This window comes from Streptomyces sp. NPDC096324, assembly GCF_044763015.1.
Taxonomy (GTDB): Bacteria; Actinomycetota; Actinomycetes; order Streptomycetales; family Streptomycetaceae; genus Streptomyces.
In genome coordinates this window covers 26,238-40,198 of sequence record NZ_JBIWFK010000012.1, presented here as the reverse complement: position 1 = coordinate 40,198, position 13,961 = coordinate 26,238, and the positions used below count along the sequence as shown (strand labels likewise).

Here is a 13,961-nt window from a genome sequence, read left to right as displayed (position 1 = left end):
ACCGGGCCGCGGTTCAGCCCACCGGCGCCCGGGCGGGGTGCGGCCGGTCCGACGGCGCCTGGTCGGTCGTGCGCCACCAGCGGCGCGAGGCGAGCCCGGCCAGCAGGGCGCCGGTGGCGTTGACCAGGACGTCGTCCACGGAGGACACCCGGTCCAGCCACAGGACGTACTGCGCGATCTCGACCGCGACCGAACAGCCCACGCCGAGCGCCAGGATCCGCGGCACGGACGCGAGCGCCGCAAACCGGATCGGGGCGAAGAACCCCAGCGCCGCGAAGACGAGCAGGTTGCCGATAATGCCGCCTGCCCCCATGGTGACGAGGTCCCGCAGCGGTACCAGGCTCACCCGGCGGGGAGCGACGCCGGGCGCGAGGCCCGGCATCATCGTCAGCCACAGGAACGGCACCGTGCCGTGGACCATGCCCACCTCGGCCAGCGACCTGCGCCAGGCCACTGCCGAACCGAGTCCGGCGCGCTGCCTCCAGGACGCGAGGGCCCACGCCACCAGCACGGCCAGGGGCACCGCGACCAGCGTCATGAGCACCACACCGTTGAACGTGTCGTAGCAGCCGTGCCAGTGCCCGGCCATGCACCGCGGGGCCGACATCAGGAGCATCCGCCGGATGGCGAACAGACCGCTCGTCAGAGCGAGTAGGACGAGCCCGAGAAGCACGAACCTGAGCGTGCGGCGGAACGATGCAGGCGAGGATGTGTTGTGGCTCATGCTCCGAGTGAAAGGGGTCGCCGGTTGCGGGGGCGTATGCGGTTTTCGATACACCCGCGATACATCGAGCCCAGGGGCGCGCTGTCGTTTTCCGCCCTTCGCCATGCCGAATCGGCCGGCACCGGGGGTCCTCCGGTCGGAGGCCGGCCCTGCCAGAATCGCCGCAGCGCTCGACGGAGGCGGGGTCGTGCACCGCTTCGCCCGCCCGCAGGAGCGGCCCGGGCAGACGTCGGCCCACGCGACTGAGTGTGAGCGGCCGTTGAGGACTCCGCGGATACGGACCCCAAGGGCGAGGATGCATGTGGTGGCCGCAGCGGTCTTCGCCGTCTGCGTCGGCCTCGGCGGAGGCGTGATGCGGCTGGCGACAGGCCGAGCTGCTCGACGACACCGGGATGCGGGTCACGGGTGTCGTCATCCGCGTGGTGGTCCCGACCGGCAAGGGAGAGAAGAGCGACGAGATCGCGTACACCGTGGCGGGCCGGCGCTACACCGTTCGCAAGGTGCCGAACGGCGGCTATCCCCTTCCGCCGAAGGGGACTCGGGCGTGTCTGGAGGCAGCCCGAGAGCGGCCTCGGCTGACCCGGCTGTGCGGTGACCGCTACCCGGACGGCGACGACGAGTTCCCCTCGTTCGCCCTGTTCACCGTGGCCGCCACGATCGGTCTGCTCTTCGTCACCGGGCACTGGCTCACCACACGCCGCGAACTCCGGCGACCCGCGGCCGGCTGACCCGGTTCCGCCCCGGCCCCGGGTCGAAAATCGGTGGGCCGGGCCCGCCGGGGCTGTCACGCTCCTCGTATGGGCGCATTGGACAGCGTGGCAGCCAGAGTTGCCAGTGGGCAGACCGTGGAGTTCCGGCCGAGCGGCGCCTCGATGGTCCCGCTGATCCGTAGCCGTCAGCTCGTGACCATCGCTCCCGTCGACACCTCGAAGCTCGCGATCGGTGACATCGTCCTCGCCCGGGTCGCCGGCACCGTGTACCTGCATCTGGTGTCGTCGCTCGAAGCCGCGAGGAAGCGGGTGCAGATCAGCAACAACCGGGGGCACGTCAACGGCTGGACCGGGCACGACCGTGTCTTCGGCATCTGCGTCGCGGTCGACGGGACACCCCGGGCGGGGGCCGCGGCCAAGGTGCCGACAGCCGGGCCGAAGGGCGGGCAGACGGCCGGGACCGACGGTGACGATCGCCCCAAAGACGAGACCGTCGAATAATTGCGAGAGTCTGTATCAATCTTGCGCAGCTTCATGGACTTCTCTTGCCTCCACTCCTAGCCTTCTTGCGTCCGCTCACCCCACGAGCCCTGAGGACGCATGCCTGTGACTCCCTCTCCCCTAGGCAGATTCACGCGCCGCGGCACGGCGTTGTCGCTGTCGCTGGCACTCGCCGCGGCCGGCACCGTCGTCGCGGTCGCGGTGGCCCCCCACGCCGTCGCCGCCGGTGTACCCGCCCCTTCCCCCGTCGGGATCTCCGGCCGGGGCGCGGCCGTCCCCTTCAAGGAACAGGAGGCCGAGTACGCCGCCACCAACGGCACCCTCATCGGCCCGGACCGGCTCTACGGCCATCTCCCGTCCGAGGCGTCCGGCCGCCAGGCCGTGACGCTGGACGCGACGGGCGAGTACGTCGAGTTCACGCTGACCGCCCCGGCCGACGCGATGTCGTTCCGCTACTCGCTGCCCGACAACGCGGCGGGCACCGGCCGCGACGCCGGCCTCGACCTGAAGATCAACGGCACCCAGCTCAAGTCGGTGCCGGTGACCTCCAAGTACGGCTGGTACTACGGCGGTTATCCGTTCAACAACAACCCCGGGGACACCAACCCCCACCACTTCTACGACGAGACCCGCACCCTGCTCGGCTCGACGCTGCCGGCCGGGACCAAGGTGCGCCTCCAGGTGTCGTCCACGAGCGCCTCCCCGTCCTTCACCATCGACCTCGCCGACTTCGAGCAGGTGGGCGCGCCCATCGGCAAGCCGTCCGGAGCCCTCGACGTCGTCAGCGACTTCGGGGCCGACCCGACCGGCGCGGCCGACTCGACGGCCAAGATCCAGGCGGCCGTCGACGCGGGCAAGGCCCAGGGCAAGACCGTCTACATCCCCCAGGGCACCTTCCAGGTGCGCGACCACATCGTCGTCGACCAGGTGACGCTGGCCGGCGCGGGTCCCTGGTACAGCGTCCTCACCGGCCGTGACCCGGTGAACCGGTCGAAGGCCGTGGGCGTGTACGGGAAGTACGCGAACCAGGGCGGCAGCAAGAACGTCACCCTCAAGGACTTCGCGATCATCGGCGACATCCGCGAGCGCGTCGACGACGACCAGGTGAACGCCATCGGTGGCGCGCTGTCCAACTCCACGGTCGACAACGTGTGGATGCAGCACACCAAGTGCGGGGCCTGGATGGACGGCCCCATGGACAACTTCACCATCAAGAACAGCCGCATCCTGGACCAGACCGCGGACGGCGTGAACTTCCACATGGGCGTCACCAACTCCACGGTCACCAACACGTTCGTCCGGAACACGGGTGACGACGGTCTGGCGATGTGGGCGGAGAGCGTCCCGAACGTCAAGAACAAGTTCACCTTCAACACGGTGATCCTGCCGATCCTCGCCAACAACATCGTCACGTACGGCGGTAAGGACATCACCATCTCCGACAACGTGATGGCGGACACCATCACCAACGGCGGTGGCCTGCACGTCGCGAACCGCTATCCCGGCGTCAACTCCGGTCAAGGAACGGCTGTTTCGGGCACCACCACGGCCGCGCGCAACACCCTGATCAGAACCGGCAACAACGACTACAACTGGCAGTTCGGGGTCGGCGCGGTCTGGTTCAGCGGCCTCAACGAAGCCCTGGACGCGACGATCAACATCACGGACAGCGAGATCCTCGACAGCTCCTACGCCGCCATCATGAACATCGAGGGCGCGACGAAGGGGCTGCACTTCGAGAACGTCCGGATCGACGGGGCGGGCACCTACGCCCTGCAGATCCAGGCGACCGGCACGGCCTCCTTCACCAACGTGACGGCGACCCACATCGCCCAGTCCAACCCGATCCACAACTGCGTCGGTTCCGGCTTCGTGATCACCCGTGGCGCCGGCAACAGCGGCTGGTACGCGGACCCGCCGGCCTGCACCGGCAACTGGCCCGCTCCCCAGTGGACCAACGGCGGCGTACCCGGCGGAGGCACCACGCCCCCGACCGACCCGCCCACCGATCCTCCGACGGACCCGCCGACCGACCCCACCGTGAACCTCGCGAAGAGCCGGCCGGTCACCGAGTCGAGCCACACGGACGTCTACCCCGCCGCCAACGCCGTGGACGGCAATGCGAACAGCTACTGGGAGAGCGCCAACAACGCCTTCCCGCAGTCCGTCACCGTCGACCTGGGCGCGGCCAAAGCGGTCAAGCGCGTCGTCCTCAAGCTGCCGCCGGCGACCGCGTGGGCCACGCGCACCCAGACGCTGAGCATCCAGGGCAGCACCGACGGCACCACGTTCACCACCCTGAAGCCGTCGGCGGGATACACCTTCGACCCGTCGAGCGGAAACACCACGACCCTCACCCTGTCCGGCACCCCCACCCGTTATCTGCGCGTGCTCGTCACGGGCAACACCGGCTGGCCCGCGGGGCAGTTGTCCGAGATCGAGGCGTACACCGGCTGATCGAGGCACCGGCCGATCGAGACACACCGGCCGGCACGCCCCGTTGCGCGCACGGACTCCTGGCGGCCCCGCTCCGGAACTCTGACCCGGGCGGGGTCGTCAGGCCCGTTCCACCGGGCCGTCAGCGGCGGCGCAGGGCCGGGTCGAGCAGGGCCGGAGGGGTGTCGAACTTCTCGTGCGGGGCCAGGTCGGTCCCCGGGGCCACGACGGCGTCGATGGCGTCGAGCACGTCCGCGGAGAGCACGGTGTCCGCGGCGGCGAGCTGGCTGCGCAGATGGTCCGGTGTCCGGGGGCCGATGAGCGCGCTCGTCACGGCGGGATGCGCCGTGACGAAGCCGAGGGCGAGCTGGATCAGCGTCAGCCCGGCCTCCTCCGCGATGACCGCCAAGCGCTCCACGGCGTCGAGCCGGGCCTGGTTGGAGGGGATGGAGAGGTCGAAGCGCTGTGGCAGGAACGCCGAGCGGCTGGTGGTGATCTCCCGGCCCCTCCTGACCGCGCCGGACAGCCAGCCCGAGGCCAGCGGGCTCCAGGCCAGGACGCCGAGCCCGTACTCCTCGGCCACGGGCAGGACATGGGCCTCGATCCCCCGTTGCAGGATGGAGTAGCTGGGCTGTTCGGTGACGTAGGGCCTCACCTGATGCTCGCGGGCGGCCCATCGAGCCTGCACGATGCGGTGGGCGGGGAACGTCGAGGAACCGAAGTAGCGGATCTTGCCCGCGCGTTGCAGGTCGGTCAGGGCGGACAGCGTCTCCTCGTCGCCGGTGGCCGGGTCCCATCGGTGGATCTGGTAGAGGTCGACGTGGTCGACACCGAGCCTGCGCAGACTGGCGTCCAGCTCGGTGATCAGCCAACGGCGCGAGGAGCCCCGGTGGTTGCGCTCCTCCCCCATGGGCATGCCCGCCTTCGTGGCCAGCACGATGTCGTCGCGGCGGCCGGCGATGGCCTTGCCGACCATCTCCTCCGACTCCCCGTCGCCGTACATGTCGGCGGTGTCGATGAGGTTGATCCCGCCCTCCAGGGCGGCGTCGACGATGGCGGTCGCCTCGTCCTGGCTCGTGCGCCCGATCCTTCCGAAGTTCATCGCGCCGAGCGCGAGCGAGCCGACCTGTACACCGGTGCGGCCCAAGGTGCGGTACTGCATGTCCCTGCCTCCTTCGATACGGGTGAAGCCTGGTGACGGCGCGGCTGGTCGCCGGGTCCCCGGTCTGCCATCATGAACAAACGGAACACCGTCCCGTTTGACGATACGGAACACTGTCCCACTTAGCAAGACGATACGGAACACCGTTCCGTTTTCCGTCTTGGATGACCGGCCGCAGAGGGAAGGGCGCGATGAACGACAGCGACGACACCACGGGACAGGCGGCGGCCCGGCCCAGACGGGCCGACGCCCGGCGCAACCAGGAGACGCTGCTGGACGCCGCCGCCGCGATCTTCGCCACGTCGGGCGTCGAGGCACCCGTGCGCGACATCGCGGCCAGGGCCGGCGTCGGTACGGCCACGATCTACCGCCACTTCCCGACGCGGGCCGACCTCATCGTCGCCGTCTACCGGCACCAGGTCGAGGCCTGCGCCGAGGCGGGCCCGGCCCTGCTGAACGACTGCGCGTCCCCCTACACCGCGCTGTCACGGTGGATCGACCTGTTCGTCGACTTCCTCGTCACCAAGCACGGGCTCGCCGCCGTCCTTCAGCCCGACAACACGGCGTTCGACAGCCTGCACAAGTACTTCATCGACCGGCTGCTCCCCGTGTGCACCCGGCTCCTCGACGCCGCCGCCGAAGCCGGCGAGATCCGACCGGACCTGACGGCCTATCAACTCATGCGCGGCATCGGCAACCTGTGCATCGGCGCCCACAACGACCCCCGCTACGACGCGCGACGACTGGTCGAGACCCTCGTCGCGGGGCTGCGCCGAACCGAGGGACCCTGACCGCGCGCAGGGTCCAGGTCCTGTCTGACAATTCGCATCGTCGCCGGGCAGACAGGAATCGTCAGACAGGCCCTAGAGGGCCACCAACCGGCCACCGCGGCCCGCCAGTCGGACCGAGGCCCCGGCACCGCAGACCGCTGCCACGGCCAGGAGCGTGCCGCAGGACTCCGCCACGGCGTACGTGTCACCCGACAGGGCGGCACGCAGGCCGCGGGCGGCCCAGTAGCCGGGCGAGGCGGGGGCCACGTCCGAGACCCAGGCCGGCAGGGCGGCGAGCGGGACGAGCGCCCCTCCGAGACTGCTCATCAGCATGCCGCCGATGTCGAAGGCGGCCGAGAGCGCGCCCAGGCTGCGGACCAGCACCCCGAGCAGGGTGCCGAGTCCGAGGAGCGCGCAGGCCCAGCTGAGCAGGACGCCCAGCAGCAGGAACGGGTGCGGGACACGCAGACCGAGGAAGCACGCAGCGAAGCCGACGATGAGGAACTGCTGGGCGAGCAGGACCACGAAGGCCGGGACGGCCTTGCCGACCAGCAGCTCGGCGGGGCGCAGGGCGGTTCCGCGCAGCCGGTCCCAGGTGCGGCCGAGCCGTTCCGTGAGGATCGCGCCGCCGCAGATGCTGAGCGCGAGCAGCGAGAACGTGACCAGCGTGCCGACGACCGCCTGTTCCGTTCCGGCCGTGCGGCCCTGCCCGGTCAGATAGAGCGGACGCAGCAAGGTGATGAAGACGAGCGGGAGGATCATCCGGCTCAGGACCGGCCCGGGTTCGCGCGCCATCAGCAGCACGTTGTGGCGGACCAGCACCGCGAGGCGGGCGACGGATTCACGCGGCATCGCGGACCTCCGTCCGCGTCACGGTCCGCGCGGCTTCCATGGACCGGTAGAGATCGTCCAGTCCGGGCCGGCGGACGTCGACGGACACGGGTGTACGACCGGACGCGAGCAGGGCCGCCAGATCGGCTCCGGGGTCCGTGGTCGGCCGGCGCAGCTCGGGTTCGCCGGGGTCGGCGAAGGTGACCCTGAGCTCGCCGGGCAGGTGGCGGGTGAGCTCTTCCTGTGTGCCGCGCGCGATGATCCGTCCGGCCCGCGCCAGGGCCAGTGTGGCGTCGAGGTCGACGAGCTCCGGCAGGTAGTGGGTGGTGTAGACGACCGCCGCGCCCGCTTCGGCCCGGTCCCTGACCGCCGCCAGCAGGGCCGCGCGGGTCTCCGGGTCGGCTCCGGCGGTCGGTTCGTCCAGCAGGAGGAGGGGCGGTGAGCCGACCATGGCGGTGGCCGCCTGGACCCGGCGGCGCTGGCCCCCGGAGAGGGCGGCGACGGGGTGGTCGGCCGCGGCCGTCAGGCACAGCTCGTCCAGGACCCGGGCGATCTCGGCGTCCCCGCGCCGTCCGCGGAATCCCGCCAGCCCCGCGAACAGCCGCACGTTCTCCCGGGCGGTGGCGCCGCCGTACAGGGCGAGTTCCTGCGGGGCCACGCCGAGGAGGCGCCGAGCGGCCCGGCCGTCCCGCAGCGCGTCGAGCGCCCCGATGGTGACGCGGCCCGCGTCGGGACGTACGAGACCGGCGACGATCTCGACGAACGTCGTCTTGCCCGCGCCGTTGTGACCGATCAGGCCCACGATCTCCCCGGCCGGGACCGTCAGGTCGAACCCGTCGAGCGCGTGGCGAGCGCCGTAGCGCTTCACCAATCCCTCTGCGATCAGCATCATCCGTCCTTCATCAGGTCTGCGCCGCATGTGTATACGCCGTACACGTCTACACCGTATACGTCTACACTGTAGACCCATGAGTGGGAGACGGGAAGAGATCCTGGACGCCGCCGTGGCCATCGCCGACGAGCACGGGGTCGACGCCGTCTCGATGCGTGCCCTGGCCGATCGCGTCGGGGTGACGCCGATGGCGCTGTACCGGCACGTCAAGGACAAGTCGGCGCTGCTGGACGGCATGGTCGGACGGCTGCTCACCGCGTTGCTGCCTGCGGATCCCGCCGAGCACGTCACGTGGGACGCACGACTGCGCGCTCTCGCGCACGCGGCCCGGAAGGTGACCCAGGAGCACCCCTGGGCCGCACACCTGCTCTTCTCGCGGCCGGCTGTCACCCCGGACGGCCTGCGGGCGGTGGACATCATCTACACCGCGCTCATCGAAGCCGGGGTCCCCGAGCCTCAGGTGCCCCGGCTGGAGCGCCTGATCAGCACGTTCGTCATCGGTTTCGCCGCCTCCGAGGCCTCGGGCCGCTTCACTCCGGGCGTCGGCGACCCGCGCGGCGGTCGGGGCCGGCTCGACGACAGCGATCTCCCCGGACACAGCGCGCTCGGGCCGTGGCTGGACCTCCCCCTCGACCTCACCGCCGAGTTCGAGGCCGACCTCACCGACATCACACGACTGGTCGAGGCGGTCGCGCGGCACGAGGAATGATCCGTACCACGACACACCGAGCTCAGCACCCCGGACACACGGGGCGGACCGGTACGTACCCCTCGGCCGCTCAGTCGGTGAGGCCCAGCGCTCCCGCCGCCTGGATCGCCAGCCACACCTCGGCCAGAGCCGCCGTGGACGTCAGATCGCGGTCGGTGAGCGCGCCGAAGCGGCGCAGCCGGTAGGCGAGGGTGTTGGGGTGGATGTGCAGCGCGGCGGCCGCCGTCTCGGTGCGGCGGTCGCGCTCCATCCAGGTGCGGGCCGAGACCAGCAAGCGCGAGTCATGGCTCTCGTCGTACCGCAGCACGCCGCCGAGCACATGCTCCACCAGTGCCGTCAGGACGGCGGGATCGTCCGGCAGCCACCGGCCCGCCCCGTCGTCGCCGTAGTGGACGACGGCGCGGCCGGACTCGATGGCCTGGGACACCGCCCACAGCGCCTCGCGCTGGGCGACCTTCAGCGCGCCGCCCGGCAGAAAGGGGCGGCTGGCCCCGGCCGCCACTCCGGGCAGCTCACCGACGGCCGCCGCCAGTTCCGGCGCCCCGAGGACGTAGCGGTCCTCGCCCCGGGTGAGCAGCAGATGGGGCCGGTCCTCCAGGCAGCGCAGCAGCGCCTCGTCGGTGGTGCGGCGCACGATGAGGAGCACGGCGTCGCCCTCGATCGCGTGCCGGGCGAGCCGACGGCGCGCCGCCTCCGGGTCGAGCACCTCCTGCAGCAGTTCCGCGAACGTCTCCGCTCCCTGGCGGCGCAGCGTCTCGCGTTCGTTGCGCACCATCGCCAGGCGCAGTGCCGCGACGGTGGCGATGTGCTGCACGACGGCGAGTCCCGCGGGCCGGGCACCCGCGCGCTCGTACGCGACGAGGAAGCCGGCGGGGCCGCCGGGCGCCGGCACCGGGAGGACGAACCCTCCGGGGATCGTCGGCGGGGCGTCGACGGACGGGGGCAGGACGGCCGGGTCCGGCACCGGGACCCCGGGCAGGAGCGGGCGGCCCTGAGGCGTGCACAGGAAGACGTCGTAACCCGACAGGCCTTCGAGCCGGCGCAGGAGCGTCGGGGTGTCGAGATGCTCCGTGACCAGCCAGCGCAGCGCGCCGAAGACCTGGAGCTGCGCGCCCAGCCGGTGCCGCGCCTCCTCCTGGGCCGAGGCCGCGACTTCTTGGGCGACGGCGATGAAGGGAACGGCGAGCGGCACTTCGAGGACCGGGAAGTCCCGCTCCTCCGCGGCCCGGAAGAACGCGTCGTGCAGCGGGGGCATGTGGAGCTGCGCCGAGAGCGCGAGACCGGACGCCCCGGCGTCGTCCAGCCGCTCCAGATAGGCGCGCTGTTCCGCCGCCGTACGGGGGATCGCCAGGCCCGCGGTCATGATCAGCTCGGCTCCCAGGAGCCACGGCGTCGGATCGACGAGCTCGCTGGCGTGCGCCCAGGAGACGGCCCGGTCCAGACCGCCGCCCGCCTTCAGCGAGAGCTGGAGGGCCGGGGAGGAGAGCAGGTCCTGGATGGTGAGTTTGTCGCTGGCCACAAAAGACATCGTACGCATCTGTGATGGACACCATTGTCGCAGGTCACCGGGGGCCTCACACTGTGGAGGCCACCGTTTGAACGGTGCACTAACGGACATTGGAGGGCCCGTGACGACCTCGGTCACCGAAATCGAGACATATGGCGTCGAGCGCATCCCGGACGAGGACCGCACGGCCCGGCCGATCGACCTGTTCCGGCTCGCCTTCGGCGGCGCCAACACCTTCGCCACCTGTGTGCTGGGCGCCTTCCCGATCCTCTTCGGGCTCTCCTTCTGGCAGGGTCTCGCGGCGACCGTCCTCGGCCTGGTCGCGGGTGCGCTGCTGCTGGCCCCGATGGCGCTCTTCGGCCCCGCCAACGGCACGAACAACGCCGTCTCCTCCTCCGCCCACCTGGGCGTGCACGGCCGGGTCGTCGGTTCCTTCCTCTCCCTGCTCACCGCCATCGCGTTCTTCTCGATCTCGGTGTGGTCCTCGGGAGACGCGCTCGTCGGAGGCGCGCACCGGCTGGTCCACGTCCCCGAGACGGACGTCACGTACGGCATCGCCTACGCGATCTTCGGCGGACTCGTCCTCGTCGTCTGTATCTACGGCTTCCGCTTCATGCTGCTGGTCAACAAGATCGCGGTGCTTGCGGCCTCGGCCCTCTTCGTGCTCGGCGCCTTCGCCTTCGCCGGTGACTTCGACCCCGGCTACGCGGGTGCCTTCGCCTCGACCGCCGACCCGCTGTTCTGGCCCTCGTTCATCGGCGCCGCGCTGATCGTGCTCTCCAACCCGGTCTCCTTCGGCGCGTTCCTCGGCGACTGGTCCCGCTACATCCCGGCGAACACCCCGCGCCGCCGGGTGATGGGCGCCGCGTTCCTCGCCCAGATCGCCACCCTGCTGCCCTTCGTCTTCGGCCTGGCCACCGCGTCGATCATCGCGACGAAGGCCGCGAAGTACGTCGACCCGGCCGCCCCGAACTACGTCGGCGGACTGCTGGCCGTCTCGCCCGGCTGGTACTTCCTGCCGCTCTGCCTGATCGCCCTGATCGGCGGCCTGTCCACCGGCACGACGTCCCTCTACGGAACCGGCCTGGACTTCGCCAGCGTCTTCCCGCGCTTCAACCGCGTCCAGGCCACCTTCTTCATCGGTGTCCTGTCCATCGGCTTCATCTTCCTCGGCCGCTTCGCGCTCAACCTCACGCAGTCCATCTCCACCTTCGCGACGCTGATCATCACCTGCACCGCGCCGTGGATGGTCGTCATGGCGCTCGGCTACGTCACCCGACGCGGCTGGTACGACGCCGAGGCACTGCAGGTCTTCAACCGCCGTCAGCGCGGTGGCCGCTACTGGTTCGCGCACGGCTGGAACTGGCGCGGCATGGGCACCTGGATCGTCAGCGCCGTCGTGGCCCTGCTCTTCACCAATCTGCCGGGCCAGTTCGTCGGTCCGCTGGGCAACCTCGCGAACGGCGCGGACATCTCGCTGCCGGTCGGCCTGGCCCTCGCGGTCGTGCTCTACCTCGCCGCGCTCACCCTGTTCCCCGAGCCGCGCGCCGTGTACGGGCCCGCCGGCCCCCGCTTCGTCGGGGCGTCCGACGCCGAGATCGCGCCGATCACCGGTGGCATCGAGGAGAAGTCGGCCGAGCCCGCCGCGGCCGTCTGACCCACCACCGCCACCCACCACAGACTGGGCGCCCGGCCCTGACCGCCGGGCGCCCCTGACCAGGAGCCGAGCATGAGCACCAGCACCGTGCAGGAGATCCGGGCCGCCGCGGACGCGCTCGTGGCCGCCTTCGCCGAGGGCCGCCTCGACGACTACTTCGGGGCCTTCGCCCCGGAGGCGACGTTCGTCTTCCACACCACGCCGCAGCGGCTGAACTCCACGGCCGAGTACCGCGCCCTGTGGCGGCAGTGGGTCGAGCAGGACGGTTTCCGCATCGTCGGCTGCACCTCGTCCGCGCAGTCGATCCAGCCCTTCGGCGACACCGCCGTCTTCACCCACGACGTGGAGACCCGGGTCGCCACCAACGCCGGCGAGGAGACGGTCCACGAGCGGGAGACCATCGTCTTCGCCCGCTCCGAGGACGGCGCCTGGCTCGCCGTCCACGAGCACCTGTCGCCCCGTACCGCCGCCTGACCAGGAGAGACGTTTCCATGAACAGCACGTTCCGTAACTACATCGACGGCGCGTTCGCGGATGCCGTCGACGGCCGGACGCTCGACGTGGTGGACCCCACCACGGGTGACGTCTACGCGACCTCGCCGCTCTCGGGGTCGGCCGACGTCGACGCGGCGATGGCGGCCGCGGCCGCCGCGTTCCCCGTCTGGCGCGACGCGACGCCGTCCGTGCGTCAGCGCGCGCTGCTGAAGATCGCCGACGCGATGGAGGCACGGGCCGACGAACTGGTCGCCGCCGAGAGCCGCGACACCGGCAAGCCGCTGCACCTCACCCTCAGCGAGGAACTCCGCCCGGCGATCGACCAGGTCCGCTTCTTCGCGGGCGCGGCCCGGATGCTGGAGGGCCGCTCGGCCGGCGAGTACATGGAGGGCATGACCTCGATCATCCGCCGTGAGCCGGTCGGCGTGTGCGCCCAGGTGGCGCCGTGGAACTACCCGCTGCTGATGGCGGTGTGGAAGTTCGCCCCGGCGCTGGCGGCGGGCAACGCGGTGGTCCTCAAGCCCTCGGACACCACCCCTGCCTCCACGGTGCTGATCGCGGAGATCATCGGCGGTGTCCTGGAGGAGCTCGGTCTGCCCCAGGGGATCTTCAACGTCGTCTGCGGCGACCGCGAGACCGGCCGGCTGATGGTCGAGCACCCGACCCCGGCGATGGCCTCCATCACGGGCTCGGTTCGCGCCGGCATCCAGGTCGCCCAGAGCGCGGCCAAGGACGTCAAGCGGGTCCACCTGGAGCTGGGCGGCAAGGCCCCGGCCGTGGTGTTCGAGGACGCCGACCTGACGAAGGCGGTCGAGGACCTGGTGGTCGGCGGCTTCTTCAACGCCGGTCAGGACTGCACGGCCGCCACCCGCGTCCTGGTCCACGCGTCGGTCCACGACGAGTTCGTCGCCGCGCTCGCCAAGGCCGCGGCCGAGACGAAGACCGGGCAGCCGGACGACGAGGACGTGCTGTACGGGCCGCTCAACAACGCCAACCAGCTCGCCCAGGTCACCGGTTTCATCGAGCGCCTGCCCGAGCACGCGCGCGTCGAGGCGGGCGGCCACCGGGTCGGCGACAAGGGCTACTTCTACGCCCCGACCGTGGTCTCGGGCCTGAAGCAGGACGACGAGATCATCCAGAACGAGGTCTTCGGCCCGGTCATGACCGTCCAGTCGTTCACGGACGAGGACCAGGCCGTCGCGTACGCCAACGGTGTCGACTACGCGCTGGCCTCCTCGGTGTGGACCAAGGACCACGCGCGGGCGATGCGGATGTCGAAGAGGCTCGACTTCGGCTGCGTGTGGATCAACAGCCACATGGCGCTCGTCGCCGAGATGCCGCACGGCGGGTTCAAGCAGTCCGGCTACGGCAAGGACCTGTCCGCGTACGGCTTCGAGGACTACACCCGGATCAAGCACGTCATGACGTCGCTCTGACCGGTCGTCCTCACGACGGAGGGGTGGGGGGGGGGGCGGGGCCCGCCCCCCCCACCCGCGGGGCGGCCGACGTAACAGTGAGGCCTGCGGGGCGGGCGGGGCGGTCAAGACGACCCACCCCCCCCACGGGG

At 71.0% G+C, this 13,961-nt stretch carries 13 protein-coding genes; 8 read left to right on the top strand and 5 right to left on the bottom strand.

All coding sequences use genetic code 11. The annotated features are described in order from the left end of the window. Nucleotides 1-13: 13 nt before the first annotated feature. Entirely contained in the window at nucleotides 14-724 is a 711-nt protein-coding gene (locus ACIQ7M_RS29965; protein WP_403650297.1) for a VanZ family protein, read from the bottom strand. A 392-nt stretch (nucleotides 725-1,116) separates the two neighbouring features. Here ACIQ7M_RS29965 and ACIQ7M_RS29960 point away from each other — a divergent pair, with 392 nt between their 5' ends. The 3 genes from ACIQ7M_RS29960 (at nucleotide 1,117) to ACIQ7M_RS29950 (ending at nucleotide 4,392) form a co-directional block, all read left to right on the top strand. Then, nucleotides 1,117-1,452: a hypothetical protein gene (locus tag ACIQ7M_RS29960; protein WP_403650295.1), complete on the top strand. Its 336-nt coding sequence runs from the start codon at nucleotides 1,117-1,119 to the stop codon at nucleotides 1,450-1,452. An 87-nt stretch (nucleotides 1,453-1,539) separates the two neighbouring features. Continuing rightward, a complete protein-coding gene (locus tag ACIQ7M_RS29955; RefSeq protein WP_403650293.1) occupies nucleotides 1,540-1,935 on the top strand; it encodes a S26 family signal peptidase in 396 nt (131 codons plus the stop codon). 99 nt (nucleotides 1,936-2,034) lie between these two features. Then, nucleotides 2,035-4,392 (top strand): discoidin domain-containing protein, encoded by a 2,358-nt coding sequence (locus tag ACIQ7M_RS29950; protein WP_403650291.1) that lies wholly within the window; start codon nucleotides 2,035-2,037, stop codon nucleotides 4,390-4,392. 121 nt (nucleotides 4,393-4,513) lie between these two features. On the opposite strand, the gene ACIQ7M_RS29945 is transcribed toward ACIQ7M_RS29950, so the two are convergent. After that, on the bottom strand, nucleotides 4,514-5,533 hold the full coding sequence (locus ACIQ7M_RS29945) for an aldo/keto reductase (protein ID WP_403650289.1): 1,020 nt from the start codon (nucleotides 5,531-5,533) through the stop codon (nucleotides 4,514-4,516). Nucleotides 5,534-5,724: 191 nt separating this feature from the next. Here ACIQ7M_RS29945 and ACIQ7M_RS29940 point away from each other — a divergent pair, with 191 nt between their 5' ends. After that, nucleotides 5,725-6,324: a TetR/AcrR family transcriptional regulator gene (locus ACIQ7M_RS29940; RefSeq protein WP_403650287.1), complete on the top strand. Its 600-nt coding sequence runs from the start codon at nucleotides 5,725-5,727 to the stop codon at nucleotides 6,322-6,324. A gap of 72 nt (nucleotides 6,325-6,396) precedes the next feature. Here ACIQ7M_RS29940 and ACIQ7M_RS29935 read toward each other — a convergent pair whose 3' ends face one another. Beyond that, entirely contained in the window at nucleotides 6,397-7,155 is a 759-nt protein-coding gene (locus ACIQ7M_RS29935) for an ABC transporter permease (RefSeq protein WP_403650285.1), read from the bottom strand. After that, a complete protein-coding gene (locus ACIQ7M_RS29930; RefSeq protein ID WP_403650283.1) occupies nucleotides 7,145-8,023 on the bottom strand; it encodes an ABC transporter ATP-binding protein in 879 nt (292 codons plus the stop codon). Before ACIQ7M_RS29930 ends, ACIQ7M_RS29935 begins: the two co-directional genes overlap by 11 nt. Nucleotides 8,024-8,102: 79 nt before the next feature. Between ACIQ7M_RS29930 and ACIQ7M_RS29925 the strand changes: the two genes are divergently transcribed. Further along, entirely contained in the window at nucleotides 8,103-8,735 is a 633-nt protein-coding gene (locus ACIQ7M_RS29925; RefSeq protein WP_403650281.1) for a TetR/AcrR family transcriptional regulator, read from the top strand. Between the two features lie 70 nt (nucleotides 8,736-8,805). On the opposite strand, the gene ACIQ7M_RS29920 is transcribed toward ACIQ7M_RS29925, so the two are convergent. Beyond that, nucleotides 8,806-10,263, bottom strand: a complete 1,458-nt coding sequence (locus tag ACIQ7M_RS29920) for a PucR family transcriptional regulator (RefSeq protein WP_403650279.1) — start codon at nucleotides 10,261-10,263, stop codon at nucleotides 8,806-8,808. A 100-nt stretch (nucleotides 10,264-10,363) separates the two neighbouring features. Here ACIQ7M_RS29920 and ACIQ7M_RS29915 point away from each other — a divergent pair, with 100 nt between their 5' ends. From ACIQ7M_RS29915 to ACIQ7M_RS29905, 3 genes are all read left to right on the top strand, one after another. Continuing rightward, the gene (locus ACIQ7M_RS29915) at nucleotides 10,364-11,899 is read left to right on the top strand and encodes a purine-cytosine permease family protein (RefSeq protein ID WP_403650277.1); all 1,536 of its coding nucleotides are present in this window, start codon (nucleotides 10,364-10,366) and stop codon (nucleotides 11,897-11,899) included. Between the two features lie 72 nt (nucleotides 11,900-11,971). Continuing rightward, the gene (locus ACIQ7M_RS29910) at nucleotides 11,972-12,373 is read left to right on the top strand and encodes a YybH family protein (RefSeq protein ID WP_403650275.1); all 402 of its coding nucleotides are present in this window, start codon (nucleotides 11,972-11,974) and stop codon (nucleotides 12,371-12,373) included. Nucleotides 12,374-12,390: 17 nt separating this feature from the next. Beyond that, the gene (locus tag ACIQ7M_RS29905; protein ID WP_403650273.1) at nucleotides 12,391-13,830 is read left to right on the top strand and encodes a gamma-aminobutyraldehyde dehydrogenase; all 1,440 of its coding nucleotides are present in this window, start codon (nucleotides 12,391-12,393) and stop codon (nucleotides 13,828-13,830) included. Nucleotides 13,831-13,961: the final 131 nt, after the last annotated feature.

What these genes read in the sequence shown, in the direction of transcription:
- ACIQ7M_RS29965 (WP_403650297.1), bottom strand. Translation starts at nt 724, where the DNA reads ATGAGCCACAACACATCCTCGCCTGCATCGTTCCGCCGCACGCTCAGG.
- ACIQ7M_RS29960 (WP_403650295.1), top strand. Translation starts at nt 1,117, where the DNA reads ATGCGGGTCACGGGTGTCGTCATCCGCGTGGTGGTCCCGACCGGCAAG.
- ACIQ7M_RS29950 (WP_403650291.1), top strand. Translation starts at nt 2,035, where the DNA reads ATGCCTGTGACTCCCTCTCCCCTAGGCAGATTCACGCGCCGCGGCACG.
- ACIQ7M_RS29945 (WP_403650289.1), bottom strand. Translation starts at nt 5,533, where the DNA reads ATGCAGTACCGCACCTTGGGCCGCACCGGTGTACAGGTCGGCTCGCTC.
- ACIQ7M_RS29940 (WP_403650287.1), top strand. Translation starts at nt 5,725, where the DNA reads ATGAACGACAGCGACGACACCACGGGACAGGCGGCGGCCCGGCCCAGA.
- ACIQ7M_RS29935 (WP_403650285.1), bottom strand. Translation starts at nt 7,155, where the DNA reads ATGCCGCGTGAATCCGTCGCCCGCCTCGCGGTGCTGGTCCGCCACAAC.
- ACIQ7M_RS29930 (WP_403650283.1), bottom strand. Translation starts at nt 8,023, where the DNA reads ATGCTGATCGCAGAGGGATTGGTGAAGCGCTACGGCGCTCGCCACGCG.
- ACIQ7M_RS29925 (WP_403650281.1), top strand. Translation starts at nt 8,103, where the DNA reads ATGAGTGGGAGACGGGAAGAGATCCTGGACGCCGCCGTGGCCATCGCC.
- ACIQ7M_RS29920 (WP_403650279.1), bottom strand. Translation starts at nt 10,263, where the DNA reads ATGTCTTTTGTGGCCAGCGACAAACTCACCATCCAGGACCTGCTCTCC.
- ACIQ7M_RS29910 (WP_403650275.1), top strand. Translation starts at nt 11,972, where the DNA reads ATGAGCACCAGCACCGTGCAGGAGATCCGGGCCGCCGCGGACGCGCTC.
- ACIQ7M_RS29905 (WP_403650273.1), top strand. Translation starts at nt 12,391, where the DNA reads ATGAACAGCACGTTCCGTAACTACATCGACGGCGCGTTCGCGGATGCC.